The following is a 19,182-nucleotide window of genomic DNA, read 5'->3' as shown; positions in this document are numbered from 1 at the left end:
TTCGGGCGGGATGGTTCACAAAGTATTGAAATCAAATAAATTTGCCGTTCTATCGCTTGATATGCCTGGTGGCGAATTCCAGCATGGCGATATCGATCTTCTCCCATTGCGGCAGAAGATTGGAGGAGAAGCGGTAAAGCAGCGTGAGATCGCGACCGACATGGATGTCGCGCTGGCAATCGGCCGCGGTGGCATGTGCCCTCGACCTGGGCAGGATGCAGCGCACGGCATAGACGGCGCCGGTCTTTGTCGTTCCCGTCAACAGCTTCTCGTCGCCGAAGCCCGATTTCTCCGAGAGATCGTGGATCGCCAGGCCGGAAGGGCCGGAGCGTGGCTTGCCCGTGAATAGCCTTTCATAGATCGGCTCGAGCCTGCCTGACATATCGCGCGACATGACGCTTTGCGAGAAGTCGGCGAAAACCAGCGCCTCTGTATTGGCCGGATTGGAGAACGCCAGGGCATTGGTGTGCGAATAGCCTTCCATCGGTGGCCAGGACAGATAGACGCTGACTGCATCGGCGGGGCCGCTGCGACGCTGGCTTTCGAAGCGGATCACATTGGCGGGGAGCGCTATTACATCATGGCCGACGATGACATGCTGGATCTCCGTGGACGCGGTATGCCCGCCGAGGGACAGTTCGTCGCCATAGTTCTTGCCCGCGACGCTGATCAAGGCTGTCAGGGCGGCGAGGACACCAATTGCCGCCGTCAGCCGGAACAGCAAGCGATTGGATATCAAGGACTCGTCGGTGTCGGATGCGGTCGTCATCGTCATCATCCGTTGGTTGCCTGGCGGAAGTATCGTGCGTGGTGCCTGTGCCAGACTGACGCAAAAAATGCTGGCACGGCGCTTGCTCACCTCATGCTTTTGAGAAGCAACCAGTTTAGGGTTAACCAATGTTTAATGCCGGTGATCTTTTCGTTAGCGTCGTCGTCGGGCTCGCCCTGCCGCTTGCCATACTTGATGGCCTCAGGGCGTTTGTGGGAGCCCGCATGCCGGTGCAGCATGATGGATTCCAGATTGAGACGCGGCTTTCGCCGTGGCTGTTGGCGGTGATCGCAGGTCCGGGCCTGCTGGTCGAAAAGCTCATCGAGGGGTGGAAGGAACAGTCACTGGGTGCCGGCGATCTTCCCGCCGGCGCCTTCATCGCCGTCGGCTGGGCGACGATCTACGGCTATGTGGTGCTGCGCGGCGTGCAGTTCGTGCTGCCGGTCTAAGAAAATGCCGGTCCCGGGGGATACGGGACCGGCAAGCTGGGCTCGGCCGGGGACGGGGATACGGGGTGTGACCGGGCCCTTTAGGTGTGGCGGTTACTGCAGGCTACCAACCGCTGGCGAATGATCGTCCTCGATCTTGACCCACTGGGCAGCGTTCTTCGTCGATTGGCGCTTGAGATAGGTGTACTCCGTGTCCGACCAGAGCAGGACCTTGTTGCGCATATTGTCGAGCACGAAGTCGCCGCGATCGGTGCGCACGACAAGCACGGCATGACCATCGCCGTTCGGCTGCAGCACGACGGTGATCAGCAGGTCGGAGGGTGAAAATCCGCGCTCGACCAGCATCTTCTGCTTGAGGAGGACATAGTCCTCGCAGTCACCAACCGACTTGGGATAGACCCACTTCTCCTCTACGCCGTAGATTTCCTGGTCCGTCAACGGCTCGACCGAGCTGTTGGCGTTGTAGTTGACCTTGAGCAGCGTCTTCCACTTTGCTTCGGTCAATTGCATCGGACCGCCGTCATTGGTCGGTCCGCACTTGCCGGTATTGACCTTGCAGAATTCATAATGGCCGATCGGCGGGTTCGTCTTGCCGAGCGTGATCATATTGGCTGGCGTCGCATAGGCTGATGTAGCGAGGCCGAACAGTGCGGTCGTCAGAAGCCCCTTCAGGAATGTTCTTGTCATTTGGTGTCTCCCCGTTGTGGGAAGACAATGGCACACAGTTTTTTATCGCCCACCAATATTGATAGTAAAATCAAGTATTAAATAGAATAAAACAAATATAAAATGAAGCGAGAATTAGAGTGAAACTCTTTCTTTATTTGATGTGTATTTGATTATTGTTTGAGCTGAATTTGATGAAAATCTTAGGGAATAGGATCTCGGCAGATCGAGGCGGCTGCCTATGTTATTGAAAAATAGTTATGTTCTTGAATTGTTGTGAGCGATGAAAGGTTTGGGGGGTGCCGCCAGGATATCTGGAGCAAAGCGTCCATGGACTGGCCTAGCTCAATGCAGCTGCTTGTCTGTTTGGAAAATGCTTATGGAAAGGCCGCCGACAGCCGTGGAGACCTGTCCATTTGGGGCAGAATAAAGGCGCTGATTTGCGGGATTTGCGGCTTTTCTTGGTAAACAGAGGATTGCCAAACGGCAACCAACGCCCGGAAACGAAAAAGCCGGCATGGCGCCGGCTTGAAAACTCTGCTCTTTTGATGCCGTCAGACGAGCATCTGCAGGCCTTCGCGGGAAAGGACGTTGGCGAATTCGATCGCGACGCCTTCCTGGAAGTGGCGGACGACGCGGCCGCGCATATTGCCGAGCCTGACCGGTGTGCCCATGGCGGGGCGAACATCGATCTCCACCGCAGCGCCCGACATCGACAGGTCGATGATGCGGCAGGGATAGTTGCGGCCGTCGTCGAGGCTCAGTTCGGACGTGTTGTTGTTGGGCGCGACACGCTCGTGGCGGCGATCCTCGGGCAGGTTGAACTGATGCTTGTTGGCAAGCCAGGTCAATTGGGCGGCGAGTTTCTCGCGCTTGCGGTCGGTCGTGCTGATCTTGCAGACAAAGCCATGATCGACATGGCGGGTAACGGTGCATTCCAGCCTGCCGATATGATCGACATAGGCGACGATCCGTTCGCCGATCGCGGGAAATGCCGCGCACTGGAAGACGACTTCCGACGGCGACATTTCGACTGCCTTGCAATCGAATTCCGCGTAGCTGCTCGACAACATGAGACGACCGCTGAGATTGACAACCACGCGTTCGTTCGAGTTGTTCTGTATCTGGATGCGAGCGGCCGCGGGTGCTGTCGTCGAGAATGCCGGCATATTCGAGAATCCATTTTCGCCTATGGATTGAATAATAGGGCGGCGAGGTTAACGAAGCGTTTTTTGTGTGACAAAACTCCTACGGATTCAGCGCTCGTACGAACAAATCCGATTATCGATCATATATCGAGATTGTCGGCGAAAACCGCCCGTTCCTGGATGAACCGGAATCGTGCCTCGGGCTTGGTGCCCATCAGGCCGTCCACGGCTTCCCGCGTGCCTTCGAAGTCGATTTCGTCGATTTCGACTCGCAGAAGCGTGCGGCTCGCCGGATCCATCGTGGTTTCCTTGAGCTGACCGGTCGACATCTCGCCGAGACCCTTGAAACGGCCGATCTCCACCTTCTTGCCGCCCTTGAACTCGGTTTCCATTAATTGCGCCCGGTGCGCGTCGTCCCGTGCATAAAGCGTCTTTGCACCCTGGGTGATGCGATAGAGCGGCGGCACGGCAAGGAACAGATGGCCCTTCCGCACGAGTTCCGTCATTTCCTGGTAAAAGAAGGTGATCAGCAGCGACGCGATATGGGCGCCGTCGACATCGGCGTCGGTCATGATGACGATGCGCTCGTAGCGAAGGTCTTCGTCCCGGTATTTGCTCTTGGTGCCGCAGCCGAGTGCCTGGATGAGATCTGAGATCTGCTGGTTGGCGCCCATTTTCTCGCGGCCGGCAGAGGCAACATTCAGAATCTTGCCCCTGAGCGGCAGGATGGCCTGGTTGGCGCGGTTGCGCGCCTGCTTCGCCGTGCCGCCGGCCGAATCGCCTTCGACGATGAAGAGTTCGGCGCCGTCGGCTGAATTCTGCGAGCAATCGGCCAGCTTGCCCGGCAGGCGCAGCTTGCGCACCGCTGATTTGCGGTTGACTTCCTTTTCCTTGCGACGGCGCATGCGCTCGTCCGAACGCTCGATCACCCATTCGAGCAGTTTGTCCGCCTCATTGGGGTTATCGGCGAGATAGTGGTCGAACGGGTCGCGGATGACGTTTTCGACAATGCGCTGCGCTTCGACGGACGCCAGGCGATCCTTGGTCTGGCCGACGAATTCCGGTTCGCGGATAAAGACCGACAGCATGCCGGCCGCCGAGATCATCACGTCATCCGTCGTGATGTTGGCTGCACGCTTGTTGCCGGTGAGGTCTGCATAGGCCTTGAGGCCCTTGGCCAGCGCGATGCGGAAGCCCGCTTCATGGGTGCCGCCTTCGGGCGTGGGGATGGTGTTGCAATAGGAATGCAGCATCATGTCGCCGCCGTACCAGGTCACGGCCCATTCGACCGATCCATGGCCGCCACGCTCCGTCTTGCCGGAGAAGATTTCGCGGGTGACGGTAAATTCCTTGCCGATCTGTGCGGCGAGGTAATCCTTGAGGCCGCCGGGGAAGTGGAAGACCGCCTTGTCAGGTGTTTCGCTGCCTTCGACCAGCGCAGGATCGCAGCTCCAGCGGATTTCGACGCCGCCGAAGAGGTAGGCCTTCGAGCGCGACATGCGGAAGATCCGGCCGGCATCGAATTTCGCATGCGCGCCGAAAATCTGCGGATCGGGATGGAAGCGCACGCGCGTACCACGCCGGTTGTGGATTTCGCCCAGCTCCTCCAGCGGACCCTGTGGGACACCGCGCGAGAAACGCTGGCGATAGAGCCGCTTGTTGCGGGCGACCTCGACCTCGACGAAATCGGAAAGCGCATTGACCACCGATACGCCGACGCCGTGCAGGCCGCCCGACGTCTCATACGCCTTGCCGTCGAACTTGCCGCCGGCATGCAGCTTGGTCATGATCACTTCGAGCGTCGACTTGCCGGGAACCTGCGGATGCAGTTCGACCGGAATACCGCGACCATTGTCGCTGACCGTCAGGTAGCCCTCGGCATCAAGGCTGACTTCGATGAAATTGGCGTGGCCTGCCACCGCCTCGTCCATAGAATTGTCGATGACTTCGGCAAACAGGTGATGCAGCGCCTTTTCATCGGTGCCGCCGATATACATGCCGGGCCGCATGCGGACCGGTTCCAGGCCTTCGAGGACACGGATCGAGGACGCGCCATAGTCCTCGCCGGATTTTTCTGGCATGGACGTGGTTGTCGGCGGTGGCGGCGGAGGTGGCGACATATTGCCAGCAGCGGCGGGCTTCCGTTCGGGCTTTGGGGCCTCGGGCATATCGTCGAAAAGATTAAGGGCTTGGCTCATGTGTTCCAGTCGGCTCGTTCGTTCCGCGAATCATTGGATTCTGACAGATGGCACAATGATACGCGAACATATAGAGAATGGCGTGTCCGAGACTTGAATGGCAAGATATCGGGCCGAGATAGCGAGGATGGAGGCCTGATGTCCACAGTTCGTTTGCCGAGAAGGATGCTGATCGCTACTTTCTCAACGATTCTCATGCTGACTTCGGCTGCCGCTGGCGAACTCGCAAGCTTCAAGGACAAGCTCTTTGCCTATCCGGGCATTCTCGAACAGGCCGATGACGGTGCGTTCCTGAAGGTCGATTACGACAAGATGCGCGACATCCACAAGCGGGACGAGATCCTGGAGCGCCGGGTCAAGGGCGACTATGTTTCGCTCGGTGTCCGCTGGCGCCAGGATTTCGAGACCGTGGAGCATCAGGGCCGCTCCGTCGATGTCTTCCATATCGGCAAGCTGCGTTCGGCGCGCTTCGCGGTGATCTTCGTCCATGGCCGGGGCGGTGATCGCAAGCTGGGTGCCAACGATTTCACCTTCGGCGGCAATTTCAATCGCCTCAAAAATCTCGTGGACGAGAATTCGGGCGTCTATTTCGCGCCCTCGGCCAAGGATTTCCAAGACCAGGGGGCGGCGGACGTTTCGGCGCTTATCGATTATGTCCATGCCTCCGCGCCGCAGGCAAAGATCGTGCTGACCTGCGCGTCGATGGGCACCTCCATCTGCTGGAAGATCACTGATGACGCGACCGCGTCGGGCCAGCTTTCCGGCATGATGATCTTTGGCGGTCCCGCAAATCCAGCGTTCCCTAGGAGCGCTGCCTATGCCGCGAAGTTGCCGATGTTCTTCAGCCACGGTTCCGACGACAATGTCTATCGCTGGCAGGATCAATATGCGCTCTACAAGAGCCTGATCGGCAAACACTATCCGACGCGTTTTGTGCTTTTCAACACCGGCTCGCACGGCACGCCAATCCGCATGACGGACTGGCGCGTGACCCTGAACTGGATTCTCAAGTAGAGCCCCAGCATCAACCTGAGCGGAGCAGGACCTTGGTCGAATCCACGGCCAGGGAAATCTGCTGGTAATGGGCGTAGCGGCGTTCGGAATTCTCGGCCGAACGGAGGAGCTGTGTCGCGGCCTCCGAGACTGCGGCATTTGCCTCAGCCATCGCGCGCGGCAGGGCTTCCTGCTTCACGGCACGATAGGTACGGCGCTTCTTGAAGCGCGGATTGGCGTTGCGGGGAGCCACGAGCTTTGGCGCGTCGCGATCCTGATATTTGGAGACGATCGAGCCAAGGCGCTTGCTTGTCTTGCGGAGGATACGTTTGGCTTCAGTGTAGTCGCCGCCGTCCGGCATGGAAGCTACGACCATGTCGATGCCCTGACGCAGGCAATCGATGCGATAGACTTCGTCATAATTGCTGCATTCGCGGCGTACCAAGCGCAAATCCTGGATGATACGATCGGTCTCATACCGGCTTATGCGGAATTCCTCGCGCTCGCGACCCTCGTAATTGCCGCCCTGGCCGGGGCTGGTCTTGCCGCCGCCGCTGTCATTGCCGCCACCGTCACCAGGAGGATCGCCGCCGCCGTCGCCGCCGCCGGGATCGACCGTCTGGGCCTTGAACAGGAGGTCGATCGCGTTGAGATCCGGCGATGACAATGTCCGAGGTGCGGGGATGCCGGCATAGACAGGAACGACGCCTGAAAAGGCGATGCAAAACGCAAGGCACGTTCTCACCGCGAATGCCGTCGCTCTCATATACATATGTCCGTCCCCGTTATTCTACCGTTTCACCGAAAGCGATGCGCATGCTGCGCTGCGTGCCTTTGCCTATGGACCCGTCGATCTTGCCCGCATAGAGGCTGTTGCGGGCGAGTTCCGCCTGTAGTGCCTTGCGCGTTGCGGGCTTGAACTGATTGGGGTTGGTCTCGAGTTGTTCGAGCACATCCTTCACGCCCGAGCGAAGGGCGGCATAAAGATACTTCGCCGCATCGTCCGGCGTCTTGCCCTTGACCACGCCGTCATCGATCAATGCCGCGACATTGTACATGGCCTGCGGGTGACGCAGGTCGGCGGCTTGCAGGAAAAGCTCGACGGCCTTGGCCTGGTCGCGCTTCAGGCCGCTCGCTCCCTGGTAATAGAGGAAACCGAGATCGTTGATGGCGTCAGCAAAACCGAGATCGGCGGACTTCTGGTAAAGCTCAAGCGCCTTGGCGACGTCCTGCTTGGTGCCGATGCCCTTTTCATAGAGCTTGCCGAGCTCGAACATGGCTTCCGGGTCGCCTTCCGAGGCTGCTTTGGAGAACAGCTCGTAGGACTTCTCCGGGTTGAAGCGGGCCTTGTCGTTGGTGGACAGGGACATGTAGCCGAGGCCGATCATGGCGCGGACATTACCTTCGTCGGCGAGCGAGGCCAGCTGCAGCGCCTGGTCGGGCGCCAGCGAGCCCCACGCCTGCTTGCGATCGGTGAGCGAGGCGACATTCATGTCGGCCCCACCGAGGAAGAAGGGTACCCCAGACAGCGAGCCGTAGAAATGCGGCTCCTGCTTGTTCTTGGTTTCCTTGATGACGGCATCGCGCACCTGGCGGAACATCATGCCGATCTCGACATTACGTGCCGGCAGGTTTTCGATCAGCGCGCGGGCGAACGGGCTGTGACCGCCTTCGCCGTCGAGCGCCACTTCGCCATCCTTTGCCGCGTAGACGACCAGCATGCCCTTGTCGACCGATGGTGCCGACAGGCCGGCGCGCCTGATCGAACGGGTCGCATTGGAATCGAACTCCTCCGTGCCGGCCTTGGCGACTTCCTGCACGGGCCAGTCGGCGAAAGGATTGTTGCGGCAGGAATCGAGAATGACGATCCGGAGCTTGCGGGCATGCTCGACCGACGCCAGCAGATGCTTGAGCGTGATCGCCTGCGCGCCGATGTCGGACGGCTTGGCGATCTTGACGTCGACCGGGATCAGGAAGTTCTGGCCGTTGAGTTCGACACCATGGCCCGCATAATAGACGAGCGCGATATCCGATGTTTCGGACTTGAAGGAGAATGAATTCATCGTCGAGACCAGATCGGCGAGCGGCTGATCGATGGCCATATCGACCTCGAAGCCCAAGCCCTTGAGTTTCTCGGCGATGACGGTTGCGTCGTTGGTGGCATTGGCAAGCTGGGGAATGCTCTGGTATTTCGACATACCGATGACGAGCGCTACGCGGTTGGCCGCTTCAGCGGCAACGACCGAGATCGTGAGCAGCATGATCGCGATAAGGCCAACCAATGGCCGGCTGATGCGAATGTAGGCGGACATCCAGGTGTTCCTCGGTCCCGGCGGCAATTATATCGAATCCGCTGGAAAGATTGAAGTCGTTGAATCCGATACGGTCAATGTGATTGTTTTATTCTTAAGCCGGAATGTTGCGCGATGACGTCTTCTTAACTTTCGCTTGCGGAATTTTCAGGCTTTCTGGTAGTTCACCTCAGCAAATTCTGTTGGATGGGAAAAGACGATGACAACTCTGGGCATCCGGCCGCTGGTCGCGGGCAATTGGAAAATGAACGGTACGCGAGATTCACTCAATGAGTTGAAGGCGATGGCCGACGGTGCCCCGGCATTGTCCGGCAAGATCGATATGCTGATCTGCCCGCCCGCAACCTTGCTCTACGTCGCCACCGCGCTCGTCATCGACAGCCCACTGAAGATCGGCGCGCAGGATTGCCACACGGCACAGTCCGGCGCGTTCACCGGCGATATCTCGGCTGCGATGATCGCCGATTGCTTCGGCACCTTTGCGATTGTTGGCCACTCCGAACGTCGCACGCTGCATAAGGAAGGCGACGCTCTGGTTCGCGCCAAGGCGGAAGCAGCCATTGCCGCCGGGCTGACCGCGATCGTCTGCATCGGCGAGACTGAAGCCGAGCGCAAGGGTGGATCGACGCTCAATGTTCTCAGAACGCAGCTTGCCGGTTCGGTTCCGGATGGCGCGACGGCCGGGACCGTCGTCATCGCCTATGAACCGGTCTGGGCTATCGGCACCGGTTTGACGCCGACGACAGGCGATGTCGAGGAGGCGCATGCCTTCATGCGCGCCGAGCTCAAGACCCGCTTCGGCGGCGAGGGGGCCAAGATGCGCATTCTCTATGGCGGTTCGGTCAAGCCCTCGAATGCGAGTGAATTGATGGCTGTCGCCAACGTTGATGGTGCGCTGATCGGCGGTGCCAGCTTGAAATCATCGGACTTCCTCGCCATCTCTCGGGTCTATGGCGATCTGATCGCCTGACGACAGCGCCCGGAAGCGCCGCCAAAATCGCGCGCCGAGGGCTTTCAAATCCTCCAAGGCTCGTGTAATAGCGCGCCAACTCTAGACATTTGTCCGCCGCCCGGCGGGCGGGATTGGATATATGCAGACCGTTCTCATCGTAATTCATCTGATGATCGTGCTTGCGCTTGTCGGCGTTGTACTGATCCAGCGTTCGGAAGGCGGCGGCCTCGGCATCGGCGGCGGCTCTGGCTTCATGAGCGCACGCGGCACCGCCAACGCGCTGACGCGGACGACGGCCATCCTGGCTTTGTTGTTCTTCGTCACTTCGCTGGGCCTCGGTATCCTGGCGCGCTACGAATCCAAGCCCACCGACATTCTCGACCGGCTCCCGACCACGACGACGGGAGACAAGAATCTTCTCGATTCGCTGGCGCCCAAGACGGAGGAGAAGAAGGAAGTCCCGGCCGATCCCAACGCGATCCCGCTCGGCGGCGACAATACCAATGCCGCCGATCCTGCAGCCGACCAGAAGCCGGCCGACGCGACCACGACCGACGTCAAGCCGGCCGATCCGATCACCTCTACCGACACCAAGCCTGCGGACACCAAGACCAACACGACATCAGAGGAAAAGCCGGCTCTGCCGCAATAACCTCCTCGGCACAGGCATACAAAACCGGCGGGAATTTCCTGCCGGTTTTTTCATGGGCATGGCGTGCCCACGGGAAAACGTCAGCAACCAAGAATTTCTTCTGGCGGAATCATCCGCAAAGCAGTAGGGGGTAAAGCCCATGGCGCGATATGTTTTTATTACCGGCGGTGTGGTTTCTTCCCTAGGCAAGGGAATCGCATCCGCAGCACTGGGTGCACTGCTTCAGGCCCGCGGATACAGGGTCAGGCTCCGCAAACTCGATCCCTACCTCAATGTCGATCCGGGCACGATGAGCCCGACACAGCACGGTGAAGTGTTCGTGACCGACGACGGCGCAGAGACCGATCTCGATCTCGGACACTACGAGCGGTTTACCGGCCGTTCGGCGACCAAGACCGATAACATCACAACCGGCCGCATCTACAAGAACATCATCGACAAGGAGCGGCGCGGCGATTATCTCGGCGCCACGGTCCAGGTCATTCCGCACGTTACCAATGAAATCAAGAACTTCGTGACCGAAGGCAACGAAGGCTACGACTTCGTGCTCTGCGAGATCGGCGGCACGGTCGGCGATATCGAGGCGATGCCGTTCATCGAGGCGATCCGCCAGCTCGGCAACGAATTGCCGCGCAATTCGGCTGTCTTTGTCCATCTGACCCTGATGCCGTACATCCCGGCTGCCGGCGAGTTGAAGACCAAGCCGACACAGCACTCCGTCAAGGAACTGCAGGCGATGGGCATTCACCCGAATATCCTGTTGGTGCGCGCCGATCGCGAGATTCCCGAACCAGAGCGCCGCAAGCTTTCCCTGTTCTGCAATGTGCGGGAATCGGCCGTGATCCAGGCGCTCGATGCCGCCAGCATCTACGACGTGCCGATCGCCTATCACAAGGAAGGCCTCGACGACGAAGTGCTGGCAGCCTTCGGTATAGAGCCAGCGCCGCAGCCGCGCATGGAGCGTTGGGAAGAGGTTTCGCGCCGGATACACAATCCCGAGGGCGAAGTGACCATCGCCATCGTCGGCAAATATACCGGCCTCAAGGATGCCTATAAGTCGCTGATCGAGGCGCTCTATCACGGCGGCATCGCCAATCAGGTCAAGGTCAAGCTCGACTGGATCGAATCGGAAATCTTCGAGAAGGAAGACCCGTCGCCCTATCTCGAAAAGGTCCACGGCATCCTCGTCCCCGGCGGCTTCGGCGAGCGCGGTTCCGAGGGAAAGATCCAGGCGGCAAAGTTCGCCCGCGAGCGCAAGGTGCCGTATTTCGGCATCTGCTTCGGCATGCAGATGGCCGTGGTTGAAGCCGCGCGCAATCTCGCCGGCGTCGAGAAGGCCTCCTCCACCGAGTTCGGCAAGACATCCGAGCCGGTCGTCGGCCTGATGACGGAATGGGTGAAGGGCAACGAACTCGAAAAGCGCTCCGCAAGCGGTGATCTCGGCGGCACGATGCGTCTCGGCGCCTATCGCGCGGTGCTCAACAAGGGCACCAAGATCGCTGATATCTACGGCTCGACCGAGATTTCGGAACGGCATCGCCATCGCTATGAGGTGAATGTCGATTACAAGGAACGCCTGGAGGATTGCGGGCTGGTATTTTCGGGCATGTCGCCGGACGGCGTCCTGCCGGAGACGATCGAATATCCCGATCATCCGTGGTTCGTCGGCGTGCAGTATCACCCCGAACTCAAGAGCCGGCCGTTCGAGCCGCATCCGCTGTTTGCCAGCTTCATCGAAGCGGCGCTGGAGCAGAGCCGCCTCGTCTGAGGCGGCCCAAATCTTCTCTTGATCAAGCCTGTTCGAAGGCGCGCTGCTTGAGGGCGCGGTCCTTGTTGCGCACCGCGTAGCCAGCCTGCGGCGGCCAACTTGCGTAAGCGCCTTCCGAATGTTCGAGCGCAAGCCGTGCATGGACCGCCCAGTTTGGGTCGTCGAGTGCCGCACGTGCTATCGCGACCAGGTCGGCATCGCCATTCTCGATGATCGACTGGGCCTCGGACGGCTTGGTGATCAGCCCGACCGCGATAGTTGGAACGCCCGTTTCCTTGCGGATCGTGGTCGAGAAATGCAGCTGGTAGAGCGCTTTCGGATTGAACGCCGCGCCATCGAAGCCGCCCGATGAGCAATGGACCGCATCCACGTCCAGCGCCTTCAACTTGCCGACCAGAACGATACTGTCATCGATCGTCCATCCATCCGGATGATTGTCGGATGCCGAAATCCGTACGAAGAGCGGCTTCGCCCGCGGCCATGCGGCGCGGACTTCCTCGGTGAGTTCCAACAGCAGACGCATGCGGTTGTCGCGGCTGCCGCCGTATTCGTCCTGGCGCTTGTTGGCGAGCGGCGACAGGAACTGGTTGAGCAGATAGCCATGCGCCGAGTGGATTTCGACGACGTCGAAGCCCGCTTTTTCCGCACGAAACACCGCTTCCACGAATGAGGTTTTGAAGCGCTTGATATCCTCGATCGTCATTTCGCGCGGTTCCCTGAAACCAGGCGCGGTTGGCGAATGGATGACCGGGCTCGGCGCGATCGGCTGCCAGTCCTCGAAGGCAATCGCCGCCTTCTCCTCGTCGGTCGGGTTGGGGCGGAACGGCACCGGGGTCGAGGCCTTGCGGCCGGCATGGGCAAGCTGGATACCGGCCGCCGCGCCCTGCGAATGCAGGAAATCGACGATGCGGCGGAAGGGTTCGATCTGCTCGTCGCTCCATAGGCCGGTATCGCCGTAGGAAATGCGACCCTCTGGTGAAACAGCGGTCGCTTCGGCGGTCACCAGGCTGAACCCGCCGATGCCGAAGCGCGCGAGATGGGCGAAATGCCAGTCGTTGGCGAAGCCGTGCCGCGCCGTATACTGGCACATGGGGGCGACGGTGATGCGGTTCTTGAGTGTGAGTTCACGGAATGTGATGGGAGAAAATAGCTGGGACATGAACTGGCCTGCAATCTGATGTGAGGACACGTGCCGCGAGGCGGCGGTCTTGCCTTGCGAGGGCCATCACAAACTAGGTAATCAAAATCATGATTGCGAGGAATGATTTTCTAAATCAGCCTCAGCCCCTTGAGGCTTGCATGCCCTTCCTTGCCGATAATGATGTGATCATGAACGGAGATGCCGAGCGGTTTGGCCGTATTGATGATCGTATGGGTCATGTCGATATCGGCGCGCGACGGGGTCGGGTCACCAGAGGGATGGTTATGGACGAGAATGATGGCGGTGGCCGAGAGTTCCAGCGCCCGCTTGACCACTTCGCGCGGATAGACCGGCGTATGGTCCACCGTGCCGCGCTGTTGCACTTCGTCGGCGATCAGCTGGTTGCGCTTGTCGAGGAAAAGGATGCGGAATTGCTCCTTCGTCTCATAGGCCATGGCGGCGTGGCAATATTCGATGACCGCGGACCAGGAACTGAGCAGCTTCTTGCCGGTGATGCCGCTTTTCAGCGAGCGGTGCCCGACAGCGGCGATCAGCTTGATATCCGTGGCGACAGCCTCGCCGACGCCCTTGACCTCCTGCAGCAGATGGATCGGCGCACCAAGGACGGCGGCCAGCGAACCGAAGCGGTCGATCAGCGTCTTGGCGATCGGCTTGGTATCGCGGCGGGGGATCAAGCGGAAGAGCAGCAGTTCCAGCAATTCGTAGTCGGCTAGCGCGGTATCGCCGAGGTCGCGGAACTTGGCCCTCAGCCGCTCGCGGTGGCCGTGATAATGCGCCTCGGCGCCGTTGGCGTCCTTGAGAGGTGTTGATTTCTTGAGCGCATTCTTGCGCGGCATTGTTTCCGAGAAGAAGCCGCGTTCATCCTCGACCGGCTCACCTGCCCCTGAACTGTCCGGGTCCAGGGGATCGCGGGGAATGCCGGAGGAATTGCTCATCGATACCTCAGTTGGGGAGGCCGGGCTTGTCGAGCCCGCCGGGCGAAAGCGTGAAGATCTCGCATCCATCGGCCGTGACACCGACCGTATGCTCGTACTGGGCCGAAAGCGAGCGGTCGCGGGTGACGGCCGTCCAGCCGTCGGAGAGAACCTTCACATGCGGCCGTCCGAGATTGATCATCGGCTCGATGGTGAAGATCATGCCCTCTTTCAATTCCGGACCCTCGTTGGCCTGGCCGTAGTGAAGGATATTAGGCGCATCATGGAACAGCCGGCCGACGCCATGGCCGCAGAAATCGCGCACAACGGAGCAGCGTTCCGCCTCGGCGAACGACTGGATCGCATGTCCGATCGCACCGGTGCGAGCGCCGGGCCGTACGGCGCGCACGCCGCGCATCAGGCATTCGTGGGTGACTTCCATGAGCCGTTCGGCGGCGCGCTTGACCTCGCCGACGGGATACATGCGGCTCGAATCGCCATGCCAGCCGTCGAGGATGAAGGTGACGTCGATATTGACGATCTCGCCTTCGCGCAGCGGCTTGTCGTCGGGAATGCCGTGGCAGACCACGTGATTGATCGAGGTGCAGGAACTCTTGCGATAGCCGCGATAGTTCAGCGTCGCGGGCAGGGCATCGTTCTTCATGCCGAATTCGAAGACGAAGCGGTCGATCTCGTTGGTCGTGACGCCGGGCTTGATCAGCGGCCAGATCTCGTCGAGGCAGCGCGCCGTCAACTGGCAGGCCTTGCGCATGCCCTGGAATGCATCGGGTCCATAAAGACGGATGGCACCGGTGTTCTTCATGGGTGCGGCAAGGGCTTCGATATAGGTGACCATCAGGACCAATCAACTTTCAATACAGGCACGTTCAAGCGGTATTCCAACCTCTATGCTGGGAAAAGCACCTCGTCAAATACGAACCTTGACGTAGGAGCCGGGTGCTTCCTCGATCGGATTGAGCTTGTTGCCGCCCGGTTTCCGCGCATCGACCTTCTTGTCCGACTGGCTTTCGATCCAGGCATGCCAATGCGGCCACCAGGAACCCTCGGTCATTTCGGCCGCCGCGACCCAATCGTCGAAATCGCCCTTGGTTGGGCCGCCATGCCAGAACTGGTACTTCTTCCTGTCAGGCGGATTGACCACGCCTGCAATATGGCCGGAGCCCGACATGATATAGGTCACCGGCCCGCCAAACAGCTTCGAGCCAGTGAAAACGGATTTTGCCGGTGCGATATGGTCCTCGCGGGTGGCGAGGTTATAGACCGGGATCTTGATATCCTTGAGGCTGAGCGTCTTGCCCGCGATCTCCATCTTCCCCTGGGCGAGATTGTTGTCGAGGTAGCAATTGCGCATATAGAAGGAGTGGTTGGCGGCCGGCATGCGGGTGGAATCGGCGTTCCAGTAGAGCAGGTCGAAGGCCGTCGGCTCCTGCCCCTTGAGGTAGTTGTTGACGAAATAAGGCCAGATCAATTCCTGCGAGCGCAGCATGTTGAAGGCCATCGCCATCTTGGTGCCTTCAAGAAAGCCGTCCTCCTCCATGCTCTTCTCGATGCTGCGGATCTGGGCCTCGTCAGCGAACACTTTCAGGTCGCCGGCATAGGTGAAATCGACCTGGGTGGTGAACAGCGTGACAGACTTGATCCGCTTGTCGCCTTCCTGCGCATGTAGTGCTAGCGCTGCCGCCAGCAGCGTGCCGCCGACGCAATAGCCAATGGCGTTCACATCCTTCTCAGCCGTCGCCTTGGTGATCGTGTCGAGCGCGAAACCGATGCCTTCACGGGCATAATCTTCCCAATCCTTGTGCGCGTGGCGCTCGTCGGGGTTGACCCAGGAGACGACGAAGACCGTATGGCCCTGCTCGACGCACCATCTGATGAAGCTCTTCTGCGGGTTGAGGTCGAGGACGTAGAACTTGTTGATCCAGGGCGGCACGATGAGGAGAGGGCGCTTCAGTACCTCCTCGGTCGCGGCGTCATACTGGATGATCTGGCAGATATCGTTCTCGGCGATCACCTTGCCCGGCGTGACCGCCATGTTCTCGCCGACCTTGAATTTCGACGTATCGGTCTGGCGCAGGCGCAGGTCACCGCGGCCTGCCTTGATATCCTCGGCAAGCTTCTTCATGCCTTCGACGAGATTGGCGCCGTTCTGGGCGACGGTTTCCTTGTAGAGGACCGGATTGGTGACGATGAAATTGCTCGGCGAAAGCGCAGACGTGATCTGCTTGACATAGAATTCCGCCTTGTGGCGCGTATGCGGATCAAGTCCCTGGGCTTCCTGCACCAGCTTCTCGGCCCAGTCGGCGGTCACCAGATAAGTCTGCCGTAGGAAATCGAAGAACGGCGTTTCCTTCCAGTCATGTGCCGAGAAGCGTTTGTCCTCCCGCACCTCCGGTACCGCTGGTGCCTTGCCCGCCGCGCGGTTCATGGAATTCATCCAGATGCCGAAATAGGAACTCATCAGATGGGTCTGCGCCTCGAGCGTGCGCGAGGGGTCGGAGACCCAGTATTCGACGACCTTGGAAATGGTGGCGACGATATCGGTGAGCGGCTCGATATCGGCATTGGTCTTCTCGCCCTTTTCGCGCGGCTGCAGCCATTCGGAGGCGGCCTTGCCGAGGTTCTCAAGCGAGCGGGCGATATTCAGCGTCAAGGCCTCGGGATTCTTGACCACGAAGGGCTCGATCTTGGCCGGATCGAAACCGGGCAGGGCATCGCTGGGCGGCTCTTGCCTCGTGTCTCTGTCGGCCATCGTGCCTCGCTCCCCTTATTCTCATTTTGATTATTGACGGATAGATTGCATGAAACGCATTGCAATTTCCACCATTTAGGTGTCAGAAAAATGGGCGCCCCGGCCAAATGCCGAAATTCGATTTTCAGACGCGAGAACGGAATGCCCTCCGCACGGACCCTCAAAAACCTGATCGCACTTGCGGTGTTCTCCACTGGGCTGGTCGCCTGCTCCAGCGCGTCGCGGACAGAGACAGTGCATCCTGTGGATCATCGGCCGGTCCAATCGGACAGGTATCCCGATTTCTCCAAGCCGCTCGACTCGGCCATGCCGCAGATGACGGATGAGGACGCCGCGCGGATGGAGACGCAGCTCTCTGCGCTTGCGCGCCAGCGCAAGGCGGGAACGGTCTCGGAAGCGGAATACAGGCGCCGCGTCGAGGAACTTCAGGCCCTGGGCCGGACAACGGAGTAGTCGAATGCCGTCGCTCGCAAGCTTTCTCGCATTCTCGCTGATCGCATTCGGCATGGTGATCACACCGGGTCCGAACATGGTCTATCTCGTCTCGCGTTCGATCAGCCAGGGCAGGGGCGCGGCTTTCATCTCCCTGATCGGCGTCGGGGCTGGTTTTCTTTTCTACATGTTTTCGGCGGCTGTCGGCATCACGTCGCTGATGCTCGCCGTCCCCTATGCCTATGACGCGTTGCGTTTCGCCGGCGCGCTATACCTGCTCTATCTCGCGTGGCAGGTGGTTCGTCCCGGTGGCCGGTCGCCGTTTCAGGTCCGGGAACTGAAGCCCGACGGCCCGAGAAAACTGCTGGCTATGGGACTGGTGACCAACCTGCTCAATCCGAAGGTCGCGGTCATGTATCTGTCACTGCTGCCCCAGTTCATACATCCCGACGCGGGAAGCGTGATGACGCAACTGCTGGCGCTCGGCTTCACGCAGATCGCCATCAGCCTGACCGTCAACTCAGTGCTGATCATGATCGCCGGCTCGCTCGCGGTGTTTCTGACCAGCCGCCCGACCTGGATGCTGGTGCAGCGCTGGGTGATGGGAACCGTGCTCGCCGGCTTTGCGATGCGGATGGCAACGGAAGCGCAGCGCTAATATAGCCGTCGCGGATGCCCTTTTTGCCCTTGCCTTTCCCGGCGTTTGGACGCAAAGCGTGATTTGCGGCGCGGTGATGCCGCTATTAGCCCAAGAGGTCTATGATGGAAGAGTTTCACAAGGTCCGACGCCTTCCGCCTTATGTTTTCGAACAGGTCAACCGTTTGAAGGCCCAGGCGCGCGCGGCCGGTGCCGACATCATCGATCTGGGCATGGGCAATCCCGACCTGCCGACCAACAAGCTGATCGTCGACAAGCTGGTCGAGTCTGTGCAGCGGCCCGATACCCATGGCTACTCGTCGTCAAAGGGCATTCCCGGCCTGCGCCGCGCACAGGCCGGTTATTATGAGCGGCGCTTCGGCGTCAAGCTCAATCCCGACACGCAGGTTGTCGCGACGCTAGGTTCCAAAGAGGGCTTTGCCAACATGGCCCAGGCGATCACCGCGCCGGGCGACGTGGTGCTGTGCCCGAACCCGTCCTATCCGATCCATGCCTTCGGGTTCCTGATGGTCGGCGGCGTTATCCGCTCCATCCCGGTCGAACCGGATGCCGAGTTCTTCCGGGCGCTGGAACGCGCCGTGGCCCATTCCATCCCCAAGCCGATCGCGATGGTGCTCTGCTATCCATCGAACCCAACCGCGACCGTGGTCGATCTCGATTTCTACAAGGACGTGGTCGCTTTCGCCAAGAAGCACGGCATCTTCGTGCTGTCCGATCTCGCCTATTCCGAAATCTATTTCGACGGCAACCCTCCGCCGTCGCTTCTGCAGGTGCCCGGCGCGATGGATGTCGCGGTCGAATTCACCTCCATGTCGAAGACCTTCTCCATGGCCGGCTGGCGCATGGGCTTTGCCGTCGGCAACGAGCGGCTGATTTCGGCGCTGACACGGGTGAAGTCCTATCTCGATTACGGTGCCTTTACGCCGATCCAGGTGGCGGCGAGTGCTGCGCTCAACGATCCCGACGCCGACAAGCATATCGACGAGGTGCGGCAGGTCTACAAGCGCCGTCGCGACGTGATGGTGGAGAGTTTTGGCCGGGCCGGCTGGGATATCCCGGCGCCGAAGGCTTCGATGTTTGCATGGGTGCCGGTGCCGGAAAAATTCCGCCATCTTGGCAGCCTCGAATTCTCCAAGCTGCTCATCGAGAAGGCCGATGTGGCGGTGGCACCAGGTATCGGATTCGGCGAGCACGGCGATGACTATGTGCGCATTGCCCTGGTCGAAAACGAGCACCGGTTGCGGCAGGCCGCGCGCTCGATCAAGAAATTCTTCGGAACGGCTGATGAGACGCTCCACAACGTTGTCGCGCTGAAATCCGCCAGATAAACATTACGGAA

General features: G+C 59.9%; 18 protein-coding genes. 8 read left to right on the top strand and 10 right to left on the bottom strand.

The genetic code is table 11. The features are described 5' to 3' along the window. Positions 1-49 precede the first annotated feature (49 nt). A complete protein-coding gene (locus IHQ71_RS12440; RefSeq protein ID WP_258162258.1) occupies positions 50-769 on the bottom strand; it encodes a hypothetical protein in 720 nt (239 codons plus the stop codon). A 128-nt stretch (positions 770-897) separates the two neighbouring features. On the opposite strand from IHQ71_RS12440, the gene IHQ71_RS12435 reads away from it, so the two are divergent. Further along, on the top strand, positions 898-1,218 hold the full coding sequence (locus IHQ71_RS12435; protein ID WP_258162257.1) for a DUF6949 family protein: 321 nt from the start codon (positions 898-900) through the stop codon (positions 1,216-1,218). Positions 1,219-1,311: 93 nt separating this feature from the next. Here IHQ71_RS12435 and IHQ71_RS12430 read toward each other — a convergent pair whose 3' ends face one another. From IHQ71_RS12430 to parE, 3 genes are all read right to left on the bottom strand, one after another. Continuing rightward, positions 1,312-1,905, bottom strand: coding sequence for a transglutaminase-like cysteine peptidase (locus tag IHQ71_RS12430; RefSeq protein ID WP_258162256.1), 594 nt, complete (start codon positions 1,903-1,905; stop codon positions 1,312-1,314). Between the two features lie 533 nt (positions 1,906-2,438). After that, positions 2,439-3,053, bottom strand: coding sequence for a PilZ domain-containing protein (locus tag IHQ71_RS12425; RefSeq protein ID WP_258162255.1), 615 nt, complete (start codon positions 3,051-3,053; stop codon positions 2,439-2,441). A gap of 119 nt (positions 3,054-3,172) precedes the next feature. Continuing rightward, positions 3,173-5,230 carry a DNA topoisomerase IV subunit B gene (gene parE / locus IHQ71_RS12420; RefSeq protein WP_258162254.1) on the bottom strand — a complete coding sequence of 686 codons (2,058 nt, stop codon included), beginning with the start codon at positions 5,228-5,230 and terminating at the stop codon, positions 3,173-3,175. 138 nt (positions 5,231-5,368) lie between these two features. On the opposite strand from parE, the gene IHQ71_RS12415 reads away from it, so the two are divergent. Continuing rightward, positions 5,369-6,244: a S9 family peptidase gene (locus IHQ71_RS12415; protein WP_258162253.1), complete on the top strand. Its 876-nt coding sequence runs from the start codon at positions 5,369-5,371 to the stop codon at positions 6,242-6,244. A 10-nt stretch (positions 6,245-6,254) separates the two neighbouring features. Here IHQ71_RS12415 and IHQ71_RS12410 read toward each other — a convergent pair whose 3' ends face one another. Further along, positions 6,255-6,995, bottom strand: a complete 741-nt coding sequence (locus tag IHQ71_RS12410) for a hypothetical protein (RefSeq protein WP_258162252.1) — start codon at positions 6,993-6,995, stop codon at positions 6,255-6,257. Positions 6,996-7,008: 13 nt separating this feature from the next. Next, positions 7,009-8,535 (bottom strand): caspase family protein, encoded by a 1,527-nt coding sequence (locus IHQ71_RS12405; protein WP_258162251.1) that lies wholly within the window; start codon positions 8,533-8,535, stop codon positions 7,009-7,011. A gap of 199 nt (positions 8,536-8,734) precedes the next feature. Between IHQ71_RS12405 and tpiA the strand changes: the two genes are divergently transcribed. The 3 genes from tpiA to IHQ71_RS12390 all read left to right on the top strand — a co-directional run bounded on the left by tpiA (position 8,735) and on the right by IHQ71_RS12390 (position 11,907). Next, positions 8,735-9,505, top strand: coding sequence for a triose-phosphate isomerase (gene tpiA, locus IHQ71_RS12400; protein WP_258162250.1), 771 nt, complete (start codon positions 8,735-8,737; stop codon positions 9,503-9,505). A gap of 121 nt (positions 9,506-9,626) precedes the next feature. After that, a complete protein-coding gene (gene secG, locus IHQ71_RS12395; protein ID WP_258162249.1) occupies positions 9,627-10,139 on the top strand; it encodes a preprotein translocase subunit SecG in 513 nt (170 codons plus the stop codon). 139 nt (positions 10,140-10,278) lie between these two features. Then, positions 10,279-11,907: a CTP synthase gene (locus IHQ71_RS12390; RefSeq protein WP_258162248.1), complete on the top strand. Its 1,629-nt coding sequence runs from the start codon at positions 10,279-10,281 to the stop codon at positions 11,905-11,907. Between the two features lie 22 nt (positions 11,908-11,929). Here the strand turns inward: IHQ71_RS12390 and IHQ71_RS12385 are convergent, their stop codons facing one another. From IHQ71_RS12385 to IHQ71_RS12370, 4 genes are all read right to left on the bottom strand, one after another. Continuing rightward, positions 11,930-13,066: an NADH:flavin oxidoreductase/NADH oxidase gene (locus IHQ71_RS12385; RefSeq protein ID WP_258162247.1), complete on the bottom strand. Its 1,137-nt coding sequence runs from the start codon at positions 13,064-13,066 to the stop codon at positions 11,930-11,932. Positions 13,067-13,176: 110 nt separating this feature from the next. Beyond that, positions 13,177-14,004, bottom strand: coding sequence for a DNA repair protein RadC (radC, locus tag IHQ71_RS12380; protein WP_374989984.1), 828 nt, complete (start codon positions 14,002-14,004; stop codon positions 13,177-13,179). A 7-nt stretch (positions 14,005-14,011) separates the two neighbouring features. Further along, positions 14,012-14,839 (bottom strand): type I methionyl aminopeptidase, encoded by an 828-nt coding sequence (gene map / locus IHQ71_RS12375; protein WP_258162823.1) that lies wholly within the window; start codon positions 14,837-14,839, stop codon positions 14,012-14,014. Positions 14,840-14,911: 72 nt separating this feature from the next. Continuing rightward, complete coding sequence (locus tag IHQ71_RS12370; protein ID WP_258162246.1) at positions 14,912-16,753, bottom strand: alpha/beta hydrolase; 1,842 nt, start codon at positions 16,751-16,753, stop codon at positions 14,912-14,914. Positions 16,754-16,894: 141 nt separating this feature from the next. Here IHQ71_RS12370 and IHQ71_RS12365 point away from each other — a divergent pair, with 141 nt between their 5' ends. The 3 genes from IHQ71_RS12365 to IHQ71_RS12355 all read left to right on the top strand — a co-directional run bounded on the left by IHQ71_RS12365 (position 16,895) and on the right by IHQ71_RS12355 (position 19,171). After that, complete coding sequence (locus IHQ71_RS12365) at positions 16,895-17,206, top strand: SHOCT domain-containing protein (RefSeq protein WP_258162245.1); 312 nt, start codon at positions 16,895-16,897, stop codon at positions 17,204-17,206. A 4-nt stretch (positions 17,207-17,210) separates the two neighbouring features. Beyond that, the gene (locus tag IHQ71_RS12360; protein WP_258162244.1) at positions 17,211-17,843 is read left to right on the top strand and encodes a LysE family translocator; all 633 of its coding nucleotides are present in this window, start codon (positions 17,211-17,213) and stop codon (positions 17,841-17,843) included. Positions 17,844-17,947: 104 nt separating this feature from the next. Continuing rightward, the gene (locus IHQ71_RS12355) at positions 17,948-19,171 is read left to right on the top strand and encodes an LL-diaminopimelate aminotransferase (RefSeq protein ID WP_258162243.1); all 1,224 of its coding nucleotides are present in this window, start codon (positions 17,948-17,950) and stop codon (positions 19,169-19,171) included. Positions 19,172-19,182 lie beyond the last annotated feature (11 nt).

Source organism: Rhizobium sp. TH2 (assembly GCF_024707525.1).
In the GTDB taxonomy this organism is placed as follows: Bacteria; Pseudomonadota; Alphaproteobacteria; order Rhizobiales; family Rhizobiaceae; genus Rhizobium_E.
This window is presented reverse-complemented; position numbering and strand designations above follow the sequence as displayed.